Origin of the sequence: Agathobacter sp. LCP21S3_B2, from assembly GCF_052118705.1 — a bacterium.
Lineage (GTDB): Bacteria > Bacillota > Clostridia > Lachnospirales > Lachnospiraceae > Roseburia.
In genome coordinates this window covers 63081-75025 of the sequence record NZ_JBQKGQ010000009.1, presented here as the reverse complement: position 1 = coordinate 75025, position 11945 = coordinate 63081, and the positions used below count along the sequence as shown (strand labels likewise).

Genomic DNA, 11945 nt, shown 5'->3' with positions numbered 1-11945 from the left:
CAAAGGTGGAAATAGAAAAACTTGAAAAAATGGTGTAAAAGTGGTGTAAATACCGCCAAAATCAATTTAATAGAAAATTAATAAAGCCTGAAACCCCTGTAAAATCAAGGGTTTCAAAAATTTTATTAAAAAAATTAGCACTCGAGGGTTGACATTGCTAATAGGTGGTGGTATGTTATGTACAGATAAAAAATTAGCACTCCAAAATACAGAGTGCTAATAAATTAAAAGCATACTTCAGATGGAGCGTGTGACCAATGGAAAATGAAAACAAAGAACTAGAGTTGAGCGAGAGACAGCTTACCATACTGGATGCAATCATCCGCAATTATCTCGCCACAGGAGAGCCGGTTGGCTCACGTACAATTTCAAAATATACAGATCTTAATCTGAGCTCGGCAACAATCAGAAATGAGATGAGTGACTTAGAGGAGATGGGCTATATAGTACAGCCACATACCTCAGCAGGAAGAATTCCCTCGGATAAGGGCTACAGATTATATGTAGACCATCTTATAGAGACCAATGATAAGAAGGAAAAAGAGCTTTCTGATATGAAGGAGCTGGTCATTGAAAATACCGAGAAGATGGAGCATGTGTTAAAGCAGGCGGCAAAGGTACTTGCAAACAATACCAATTATGCCACACTTGTTTCTGCACCGGATGTCAATCACAACAAGGTGAAATTCATCCAGCTTTCACAGGTTGACGACCAGCACCTGCTTGCAGTAATTGTTATGAACAATAATATGGTCAGAAACAAGATGCTTGATTTATATGAGCCGCTTGACAATGAGACGATACTTAAGCTCAACATTCTGCTTAACACCTCACTAAACGGACTCGCAATGAACGAGATTAATCTTGGAAACATTGCAAGCATAAAGGAACGCGCTGGTATTCATTCAGGAATTGTCTCTGATGTGATTGATGCATTGGCACAGACCTTCGCTGAGAGTGAGGATCTTAAGATTTACACCAGCGGAGCGACAAATATACTGAAGTATCCTGAGCTTTCGGATTCCAATAATGTAGCGACACTTTTGTCAGCATTTGAGGAAAAGGAAGAGCTAGCAAGCCTTGTTACTGAATCCCTATCCGATTCCGAGAAGAAGGACAATGGAACAGGTATTCAGGTTTATATAGGGAATGAATCTCCAATCCAGACCATGAAGGACTGCAGTGTTGTCACTGCGACATATGATCTGGGTGAGGGCGTAAAGGGCACGATAGGAATTGTCGGACCAAAGCGCATGGATTATGAAAAAGTAATGGATAATCTAAAGACTCTTAAATCCCAGTTAGATGGAATTTATAAGAAGTCTGAGGATGAAACATAGGAAGGTGGTCAAAAATGCCAGAGGATATTAAAAAAGAAACAATCGACAATGAGACTGCAGAAAACAAAGCAGAAGAGATAGAGATTGAAGGAGCTGATGAGGAAAGCACTCAGGCAGCCGAAGAAGCAAAAGATACAGATATGAATGAAACTGAATCAGATGATGATGCTTCGACTGATGCAGAAGCAAAAGCAGATGAAAAAGCAGATGAAAAAGCAGATGATAAAGCAGATGATAAGTCAGATGAAAAGAAAGGTCTCTTCAAGAAAAAGAAAAAAGACAAGAAGGATGAGCAGATAGAAGAACTTAACGACCGTCTGAAAAGACAGATGGCAGAGTTTGAGAACTTCCGCAAGAGAAGTGAGAAGGAAAAATCCCAGATGTTTGACATGGGAGCAAAGACAATAGTTGAGAAAATCCTTCCTGTAATCGACAATTTCGAGAGAGGTCTTGCAGCAGTACCGGATGATAAGAAGGATGATCCTTTTATCACAGGTATGGATAAGGTCTACAAGCAGATGCTCACAGAGCTTGATGCTGCAGGTGTAAAGCCAATAGAGTGCGTAGGACAGGAGTTTGATCCTGATTTCCACAATGCGGTGATGCAGGTTGAAAATGATGAACTTGAGTCAGGCACCGTAGCACAGGAGCTTCAGAAGGGTTATATGTACAAGGATTCAGTGGTACGCCACAGCATGGTATCGGTAGTACAGTAATGATGTGTACATCTATCCGGCATGACAGTGAATCAGATTTATATGAATGCAGACAGCATTTAAGGGATTCCTGTGAGACAACGGATGGTTACAAATATATTAAACATGTAAAAACGCTATATTTAATAGGAGGAAAATAAAATGGGCAAAATCATTGGTATTGATTTAGGAACAACAAACAGCTGCGTAGCAGTTATGGAAGGTGGAAAACCTACAGTTATAGCAAACCAGGAGGGTGCAAGAACCACACCTTCAGTAGTTGCTTTCACAAAGACAGGAGAGAGACTTATCGGTGAGCCTGCAAAGCGTCAGGCAGTTACAAATGCTGAGAAGACAATTTCTTCTATCAAGAGACATATGGGTACAGATTACAAGGTACAGATTGATGACAAGAGCTACAGCCCACAGCAGATTTCAGCTATGGTACTTCAGAAGTTAAAGGCTGATGCAGAGGGATACCTCGGTGAGAAGGTTACAGAGGCAGTTATCACAGTACCGGCTTACTTCAACGATGCTCAGCGTCAGGCTACAAAGGATGCCGGCAAGATTGCAGGTCTTGATGTAAAGCGTATCATCAACGAGCCTACAGCAGCAGCACTTGCTTATGGTCTTGACAATGAGAAAGAGCAGAAGATTATGGTTTATGACCTTGGTGGTGGTACATTTGATGTATCTATCATCGAGATTGGTGACGGAGTCATCGAAGTATTATCTACAAACGGTGATACACACCTTGGTGGTGATGATTTCGATAACAAAGTAACACAGTGGATGATTGACGAGTTCAAGAAGGCAGAGGGTGTTGATCTTTCTACAGACAAGATGGCACTCCAGAGATTAAAGGAAGCTGCTGAGAAGGCAAAGAAGGAGCTGTCTTCAGCTACTACTACAAACATCAACCTTCCATTCATCACAGCTACAGCAGAGGGACCAAAGCATTTCGATATGACTCTTACAAGAGCTAAATTCGATGAGCTGACACATGACCTCGTAGAGAGAACAGCAATCCCTGTACAGAACGCTATGAAGGATGCAGGCATTACAAATGCAGATCTTGGACAGGTATTACTTGTAGGTGGTTCTACACGTATTCCGGCTGTACAGGACAAGGTAAAGCAGATGACAGGAAAAGAGCCAAGCAAGTCTCTTAACCCTGATGAGTGCGTAGCAATCGGTGCTTCTATCCAGGGTGGTAAGCTTGCAGGAGATGCCGGTGCCGGCGAAGTACTTCTCCTTGATGTTACTCCACTTTCTCTTTCAATCGAGACAATGGGTGGTGTTGCTACAAGACTTATCGAGAGAAATACAACTATTCCTACAAGAAAGAGCCAGATATTCTCTACAGCCGCTGATAACCAGACAGCCGTTGATATCAACGTAGTACAGGGTGAGAGACAGTTCGCCCGCGATAATAAATCACTCGGACAGTTCAGACTTGATGGTATCCCACCAGCACGTCGTGGAGTTCCACAGATTGAGGTTACATTCGATATCGATGCAAATGGTATCGTAAATGTGTCTGCAAAGGATCTTGGAACAGGAAAAGAGCAGCACATCACAATCACAGCAGGATCTAATATGTCTGATGATGAGATTGATAAGGCTGTTAAAGAGGCTGCTGAGTTTGAGGCACAGGATAAGAAGAGAAAAGAAGCAATCGATGCAAGAAATGATGCTGAGAGCTTTGTATTCCAGACAGAGGATGCATTAAAGCAGGTTGGAGATTCTGTTGATGCCGCTGATAAGTCAGCAGTTGAGGCTGATATCGCAGCAGTTAAGTCATTCCTTGATGCACATAAAGAGGCTGAGGCTATGACAGAGGCTGATGTTGCAGAGCTTAAGGCAGCACAGGAGAAGCTCACACAGAGTGCTCAGAAGGTATTTGCAAAGATGTATGAGCAGGCTCAGGCAGCGCAGGGAGCAGCTGGAGCAGGACCTGACATGAATGCAGGAGCAGCAGGGGCAGGACCTGATATGAATGCAGGCGCTTCAAACGGAGCAGATGATGATGTCATCGACGCAGATTTCAAGGAAGTATAATTAAACAGATGCTGCCATAATGATATGAGGATTAATGACCTGTAATTCGGGTTATCAATCAAAGCATCATAATGGCTGCGTAAGTAAAATTACTCGCAAGGTTGGCCGCTTGGCCGACCTTGCGAATTAGTTGTATAATAAAAGGAATTTTCAATTATGGCAGAAAAAAGAGATTATTATGAGGTATTAGGAGTATCTAAGACCGCAACAGATGCAGAGATTAAAAAAGCCTTCAGACAGCAGGCGAAGAAATATCATCCTGACATTCATCCGGGTGATAAAGAGTGTGAGGAGAAGTTTAAGGAGGCTCAGGAGGCCTATGCCGTATTGTCTGATCCGGATAAGAGACGCCAGTATGATCAGTTCGGTCATGCAGCATTTGATGGCACAGGCGGCGGAGCAGGTGGCTTTGATTTCTCAGGCATGGATATGGGGGATATTTTTGGGGACATTTTCGGAGATTTCTTCGGAGGTGGAAGAAGCAGTGGCAGAAGAAATGGTCCTGCACAGGGTGCAAATGTCCGTCTCAGTGTAAGAATTTCTTTTGAGGAAGCTATATTTGGCTGTACAAAGGAGCTTGAATTCAACTATAAGGAGACATGCTCTACCTGTGGAGGCAACGGAGCTAAGCCGGGCACATCTCCTGAGACATGTACCCAGTGTAATGGTACAGGTAAGGTTGTCAGACAGAGTCAGTCTCTGTTTGGAGTAGTGCAGAATGTCACAACATGTCCATCCTGCGGTGGTTCGGGCAAGGTAGTAAAGGATAAGTGTCCTACATGTCACGGTACAGGCTACAATACCAAGAAGGTCAGAAAGACTGTTGAGATTCCAGCCGGTATAGATAATGGACAGTGTGTCAGAATACGTGAATACGGCGAGCCGGGCATAAATGGCGGACCGCGTGGAGATCTTCTTGTTGAAGTTATTGTTTCAGGCAGCAGGGATTTTGAGCGTCAGGATGTTAACATCTTTTCGAAGGCATCCATCTCGTATGCTATTGCAGCCTTAGGCGGAGATATAAGAATCAAGACTGTTGATGGAGATATTATATACACAGTTGCACCGGGTACACAGACAGGTACACGTATCCGCTTAAAGGGCAAGGGTGTTCCTTCAACAAGAAATAAAGCAATAAGAGGTGACCATTATGTCACACTTGTTGTCAATACGCCTACAGGTCTGTCTAAGGAAGCTAAAGAGGCTCTTAAGAAGTTTGATGAGCTTTCAGGTGGCTCTCTGACCAAGGAGGGCGGAGCTTCTACTGATTCTAAAAAGAAAAAAGGATTTATGGATAAGCTCAAGGAGTCTTTGGACGATCTGTAAATAGATGATTTGTAATAGATGATCTGTAATAGATGTCCTATAATATATGTCCCGCCATGTGTGGTGGGGCATTTTTTAGGCTATTTTTACGTATAAAAAAATGGGGCTTTTATACAGCACATTTTTATGGTATTATATGAAATAAGTTGTGGAGGCAGTCGTATGACTGCCTTGTAAAATGTACGGAAATGTTTTGAAATAAAACTGTATTTATACTATGTATATATTTTATTAAGAGAGGATTTTTATATGAAGTGGAAGAAATACACGATTGAGACAACAACCGCGGCTGAGGATTTCATGAGCAGCATGCTTATGGAGCTTGGTATCGAGGGAATCGAGATTGAGGACAATATTCCCCTGACCAAAGAGGACCAGGCGGATATGTTTATTGATTTCCTGCCGGAGCTGCCTCCAGATGAGGGTATAAGCCATGTCAGCTTTTATATTGAGGATGATGGCAGTGATCAGTCAGATATGCTTAGAAAGGTAAAGCTTGGACTTGAGGATTTAAGAGATACTGTTGATGTGGGAAGCGGTGTAATTTCGTCATCTGAGACAGAGGATCTCGACTGGATTAATAACTGGAAGAAGTATTTTTCATCATTTACAATCGGTGATATATTGATTAAGCCTACATGGGAAGAGGTAAAGCCTGAGGATGCGGATAAATTTATGATAGAAATTGATCCGGGAATCTCTTTTGGTACAGGAAAGCATGAGACAACGCAGCTTTGTATCAAGCAGCTTATCAAGTATATTGAGGGCGCAAAGGAAGCACCTACAGTGCTTGATGTGGGCTGTGGAAGCGGAATCCTTTCAATTGTAGCTTTAAAGCTTGGTGCAAAGGAGGTTGTAGGTACTGACCTTGATGCTGACTGCATGATTTCTACGCGTGACAATATGCAGGTCAATCATCTTGATGAGAAGCTTGGCACATTTTATGTCGGCAATCTCATAGATGATACAGAGCTTCAAAAGAAGGTCGGTACCGAAAAATATGATATCGTTGTTGCAAATATCCTTGCTGATGTCATCATTCCTATGGCACCTGTTATTCCTGACAGATTAAAGGAAGGCGGATATTTTATCACATCGGGTATCATAGATTTCAAGGAAAATGAAGTTAAAGAGGCTATCGAAGCAGCGGAGCTTAAGGTGATAGAAATCAATCATCAGGGTGAATGGGTCAATATCACTGCGCAGAAGCAGGCTAAATAGTTTGGTGGATTATGTATCAGTTTTTTGTAGAGGAAGAGCAGGTTCATTCTGACAGCATCTCAATCACCGGAGGTGACGTAAATCACATAAAGAATGTACTGCGCATGAAAAACGGGGAAAAAATAAGAGTAAGCTCAAAATCCGGACAGGCATATTTCTGTCACATATCATCGATTCTGGATGATGAGGTCATCGCAGCTATTGACAGTGCAGATGAGACAGGCACAGAGCTTGACAATCACATCGTGCTGTATCAGGGGCTGCCAAAGGGCGATAAGATGGAGCTTATTATTCAAAAGGCTGTGGAGCTTGGTGTATCTGAGATAGTACCGGTTGCCATGAAAAACTGTGTGGTAAAGCTGGATGAAAAAAAGGCAGCAAAAAAGCTGCAGAGATGGCAGGCTATCGCTGAGAGCGCAGCAAAGCAGTCAAAGCGCACTGTGATCCCCACTGTGAAACAGCCGGTTACATACAAGGAAGTTTTGAAAATCGCTTCAGAGCTTGACATCACGCTGGTGCCATATGAGAATGAGCGTGGCATGGATGCGACAAGAGAGATAATGGGGCAGCTTAAGGCTGGTCAGACTATCGGTGTTGTCGTGGGTCCTGAGGGCGGCTTTGCACCGGAGGAGATAGCACTTGTGGATGAGCATGCCACAATGCACAGAATAAGCTTGGGACGCAGGATTTTACGCACGGAGACAGCAGGACTTGCTGCACTTGCCATGCTTGTATACAATTTGGATGTATAGACAGTAGAGATACTTAACAGTTAAGAAGTAGAAGTTAGGAGCAAAAATGGAAGCATATTTGGATAATTCTGCCACAACCAGATGCTCAAAAGCAGCGGCAGATTTGGTTTATAAGCTGCTTACAGAGGATTACGGCAATCCTTCATCACTTCATATGAAGGGCGTTGAGGCAGAAAATTATATTAATGATGCTAAGAAAAAGATTGCAAAGACACTCAGGGTGCAGGACAAGGAGATACTATTTACATCCGGCGGCACAGAGTCGAATAATACTGCAATAATAGGTGCTGCAATGGCTAATAAGCGTGCAGGAAGGCATATCATCACATCTTCTGTAGAGCACGCATCGGTTTTGTCTGTGATGCAGTTTCTGGAGGAACAGGGCTTTGAAATCACATATCTGCCTGTAAACCATGACGGCGTGATAAGTGTTGAAGAGCTGAAAAATGCCGTAAGGGAGGATACAATTCTTGTATCGCTTATGCATGTAAACAATGAGATTGGCGCAGTCATGCCGATTGAGGAGGCGGGAGCAGCTATAAAAGAGAAAAATCCTGCCGCACTTTTTCATGTGGATGCCATACAGTCCTACGGCAAGCTTGAAATAAGACCAAAGCGCATGAATATAGACATGCTTTCAGTCAGTGGACACAAGATTCACGGACCAAAGGGCAGCGGATTTTTATATATAAAGGACAAGACTAGAATCAAGCCGATTATATACGGAGGCGGCCAGCAGAAGGGCATGCGCTCAGGTACGGAAAATGTTCCTGCATATGCAGGTCTTGGAGTGGCAGCAGAGGAAATTTACACGGATTTTGATAAAAAAACAGCACATATGTATGAGCTTAGGGATCATTTTATAGAGTCAGTGCAGCGTATTGACGGAGTATCGGTAAACGGACGCACGGACCATACAAATGCCCCTCATGTGGTAAGCGTAAGCGTAGATGGTGTGAGAGCGGAGGTTATGCTTCATACTCTTGAGGACAGGCAGATATATGTGTCTGCAGGAAGTGCCTGTTCATCAAACAAACCGGCAATCAGTTCAACACTAAAGAGCATAGGGCTTAAGCCGTCACTTTTGGATTCCACAATCAGATTCAGCTTTTGCGTGAATACCACACAGGAGGAAATTGATTACGCTGTATCAGTGATGGCAGAGGTGATACCAATGCTGCGAAGATATACAAGGCGCTAATGAGCTGCAAAGAGATCGCAGGTATTAGCATAGCCGGTAACAATGAAGGGCTAAAAAGTTACGCATACAATGAAATATTAAGTAATTAAAAATAATAAATAATAAATAAAACCAGAACAGGAGAGTTACATGTACAAGACATTTTTGATCAAGTATGCTGAGATTGCGATAAAGGGCAAAAACAGATACATTTTTGAAGACGCGCTCGTTAAGAATATCAAATATCAGCTTCGCAATGTGGATGGAAGCTTTGAGGTAAGAAAGGAAAGCGGACGTGTGTACGTGGAGACAGACGGAGACTATGATTATGACGAGACAGTTGCCACATTGTCAAGAATTTTTGGTATCGTGGGTATCTGTCCGGTTGAGCTGCATGAGGATGAGGGCTTTGACAAGCTCTGTGAAGCAGTTATCGAGCATATCAACCATGTATACAAGGATAAGAGCTTTACCTTCAAGGTAAATGCGAGACGTGCCAGAAAGAACTATCCGATGACCTCCATGGAGATAAATGCCGCAGTCGGTGAAAAGGTGCTAGAGGCATTTCCTGAGACAAGGGTAGATGTTCATAATCCACAGGTTATGATCAATATCGAGATTAGACCTATGATAAATATTTATTCAGAGGAGATTCCGGGACCGGGCGGTATGCCGCTTGGCACAGCAGGAAAGGCAATGCTTCTGCTCTCGGGTGGAATCGACAGCCCGGTTGCAGGATACATGATTGCAAAGCGAGGCGTGGTAATCAATGCCACGTATTTCCATGCACCGCCATATACGAGTGAGAGAGCAAAGCAGAAGGTTATAGACCTTGCAAAGAAGGTTGCCAGATATTCGGGCAGGATAAAGCTGCATGTTGTCAATTTTACCGATATACAGCTTGCCATATATGAGAAATGTCCTCATGATGAACTTACCATCATCATGCGCAGATACATGATGAAGATAGCAGAGCACTTTGCCGATGAGGATAAATGCTTAGGCCTTATCACAGGTGAGAGCATCGGACAGGTTGCAAGCCAGACAATGCAGTCGCTTGCTGCAACAAACGAGGTGTGTCATATGCCTGTATACAGACCTCTCATTGCCATGGACAAGAATGATATCATTGATATATCAAACAAAATTGATACCTATGAGACATCGATTCTTCCGTATGAGGACTGCTGTACTATTTTCGTGGCAAAGCATCCTGTTACAAAGCCGAATATAAACAGGATTAAGAAGTCTGAGGAAAGACTTAACGATGTGATAGATGAGCTTATGAAGACAGCTATAGATACTACAGAAGTGATTATGGTGGATGCTGAGTAATCAGTGCCACCTTTGAGCAAAATAAAAAGGACCTGAGCTTCAGATCCTAATTAATCAAATCATTGTGTCTGTATTACTTGGCTTCGTCGATGATATATGGCTTTAATACTTCCATAATCTCGTCAAGTCCGGTTTCTGTATGTATAGCGAGCTCTATTGGCTTAGAAAGGTCTAAGCTGAAGATACCCATAATTGATTTAGCATCAATGACATATCTGCCCGATATTAAATCAAAATCGAAATCAAACTGAGTAATAGCGTTAACGAATGATTTTACTTTCCCAATGGAATTTAATGAAATCTGTACTGTTTTCATATTGAAAACCTCCTTAAATAACTACTGTCATATAGATAGTAATAGTTTTTTAAGGAAAAGTCAATTAAATAGGAGTAAAAAAATAAAATGAAAAAAGCAGCCTTACATAATTTAGGATGTAAAGTAAATGCATATGAGACAGAGGCCATGCAGCATCTGCTTGAGGAGGCGGGCTATGAGATAGTTCCATTCACACAAAAAGCTGATGTGTATGTTATAAATACATGCTCAGTCACCAACATGGCTGACAGAAAATCCAGACAGATGCTTCACAAGGCAAAGAAAAACAATCCGGATTCAATAGTTGTGGCAGCCGGCTGCTATGTGCAGACAAGTGAAAAAGAGGTATTAAACGACTTATCGGTGGACATAGTCATCGGAAATGACAGAAAGCATGACCTTGTAAGGCTGCTTGAGGAATACTCTTTGGACAGTGTAAGCGATACCGTGGACGATATAAATGATGGAAAGCATGATTTTGAGGAGCTCTTTATAGACCAGACAAAGGAGCACACGAGAGCCTTCATCAAGGTGCAGGACGGCTGTAATCAGTTTTGCAGCTATTGTATCATTCCGTATGCCAGAGGACGTGTCAGAAGCCGTAGGTTTGAAAATGTAATAGCAGAGGTTGGAAGGCTCGCGGCAAACGGCTTCAAGGAGGTTGTGCTGACAGGTATCCATCTAAGTTCATACGGTGTGGATTTTGAGGAAGCTACAGGCCTTCTTGAGCTGATACAGGCGGTGAACGCAGTAAATGGCATAGAGCGCATCAGGCTTGGGTCACTCGAGCCAAAGATTGTGACAGAGCACTTTGCGAGCGAGCTTTCAAAGCTTGATAAAATCTGTCCTCATTTCCATCTGTCGCTTCAGAGCGGATGCGATGCAACACTTAAGAGGATGAACAGAAAATATACCACTAAAGAGTACGAGAGAGGCTGTGAGCTTTTGCGTAAATATTTTGTTCATCCGGCCATCACAACCGATGTGATTGTGGGATTTCCTGGTGAGACAGAGGAGGAGTTTGAACAGACTAAGGCATATCTTGAGCATATACATTTTTATGAGATGCATATCTTTAAGTACTCAAAGCGAAAAGGCACCCGCGCAGCAGTAATGCCTGATCAGATAGATGAGCAGATTAAGGCGGCACGAAGCGAAAAGCTCATAGCACTCGGTCATGACATGTCTAAGGAGTTCAGGAAATTCTATATCGGAAAGAATGAGGAGGTGCTTTTTGAGGAAAAGGCCGTAATCGGTGATAAAGAATACTTTGTCGGATATACTAAGGAATATGTCAAGGTCGCTAAGAAAACTGCCGAAAACCTTGAAAATCAGATAGTTTCAGGCCGTATATCGGGTATGCTTACAGACGAAATATTACTCTTCGAATAATAAAAGGTTGTAATTTTATTACATTTATAATAAAATAATATTACAAGAAGGGCGAAACGTATGGAAAAAAATATTAACAACACACAGTTTTTTACAGTTCAAAAGGAGCCTGAGCTTCAGGTAAGCGATGTACTTGAGATTGTGTACAAGGCATTAAAGGAAAAGGGCTACAATCCTGTTAATCAGATTGTTGGATATATTATGTCCGGAGATCCAACATATATCACAAGCCACAATAACGCGAGAAGTCTCATCATGAAGGTTGAGAGAGACGAGCTTGTGGAGGAGGTTCTCAAGACATACATTGAGAACAGCGCATGGGATTAA

11 protein-coding genes are annotated in these 11945 nt (G+C 42.5%); 10 read left to right on the top strand and 1 reads right to left on the bottom strand.

Translation table 11 applies throughout. The annotated features are described in order from the left end of the window. The first annotated feature begins 257 nt into the window (after positions 1–257). From hrcA to thiI, 8 genes are all read left to right on the top strand, one after another. Positions 258–1340, top strand: coding sequence for a heat-inducible transcriptional repressor HrcA (gene hrcA / locus ACTQ1L_RS08145; RefSeq protein WP_441366477.1), 1083 nt, complete (start codon positions 258–260; stop codon positions 1338–1340). 14 nt (positions 1341–1354) lie between these two features. Continuing rightward, positions 1355–2056: a nucleotide exchange factor GrpE gene (gene grpE, locus ACTQ1L_RS08140; protein ID WP_441366475.1), complete on the top strand. Its 702-nt coding sequence runs from the start codon at positions 1355–1357 to the stop codon at positions 2054–2056. 141 nt (positions 2057–2197) lie between these two features. Beyond that, on the top strand, positions 2198–4096 hold the full coding sequence (dnaK, locus tag ACTQ1L_RS08135) for a molecular chaperone DnaK (RefSeq protein ID WP_441366473.1): 1899 nt from the start codon (positions 2198–2200) through the stop codon (positions 4094–4096). 156 nt (positions 4097–4252) lie between these two features. Beyond that, a complete protein-coding gene (dnaJ, locus tag ACTQ1L_RS08130) occupies positions 4253–5422 on the top strand; it encodes a molecular chaperone DnaJ (protein WP_055237086.1) in 1170 nt (389 codons plus the stop codon). Positions 5423–5671: 249 nt separating this feature from the next. Next, complete coding sequence (prmA, locus tag ACTQ1L_RS08125) at positions 5672–6643, top strand: 50S ribosomal protein L11 methyltransferase (RefSeq protein ID WP_441366471.1); 972 nt, start codon at positions 5672–5674, stop codon at positions 6641–6643. Between the two features lie 11 nt (positions 6644–6654). Then, complete coding sequence (locus ACTQ1L_RS08120) at positions 6655–7395, top strand: 16S rRNA (uracil(1498)-N(3))-methyltransferase (protein WP_441366470.1); 741 nt, start codon at positions 6655–6657, stop codon at positions 7393–7395. Positions 7396–7441: 46 nt separating this feature from the next. Next, positions 7442–8596: a cysteine desulfurase family protein gene (locus ACTQ1L_RS08115; RefSeq protein ID WP_441366469.1), complete on the top strand. Its 1155-nt coding sequence runs from the start codon at positions 7442–7444 to the stop codon at positions 8594–8596. Positions 8597–8725: 129 nt separating this feature from the next. After that, positions 8726–9910: a tRNA uracil 4-sulfurtransferase ThiI gene (gene thiI / locus ACTQ1L_RS08110; RefSeq protein ID WP_321111140.1), complete on the top strand. Its 1185-nt coding sequence runs from the start codon at positions 8726–8728 to the stop codon at positions 9908–9910. A gap of 73 nt (positions 9911–9983) precedes the next feature. Here thiI and ACTQ1L_RS08105 read toward each other — a convergent pair whose 3' ends face one another. Beyond that, complete coding sequence (locus tag ACTQ1L_RS08105; protein ID WP_012742740.1) at positions 9984–10226, bottom strand: HPr family phosphocarrier protein; 243 nt, start codon at positions 10224–10226, stop codon at positions 9984–9986. 87 nt (positions 10227–10313) lie between these two features. Between ACTQ1L_RS08105 and mtaB the strand changes: the two genes are divergently transcribed. Together mtaB and ACTQ1L_RS08095 are read left to right on the top strand one after the other, a co-directional pair. Next, a complete protein-coding gene (gene mtaB, locus ACTQ1L_RS08100) occupies positions 10314–11618 on the top strand; it encodes a tRNA (N(6)-L-threonylcarbamoyladenosine(37)-C(2))-methylthiotransferase MtaB (RefSeq protein WP_441366467.1) in 1305 nt (434 codons plus the stop codon). Positions 11619–11678: 60 nt separating this feature from the next. Further along, positions 11679–11945, top strand: a complete 267-nt coding sequence (locus tag ACTQ1L_RS08095) for an IreB family regulatory phosphoprotein (RefSeq protein ID WP_012742737.1) — start codon at positions 11679–11681, stop codon at positions 11943–11945.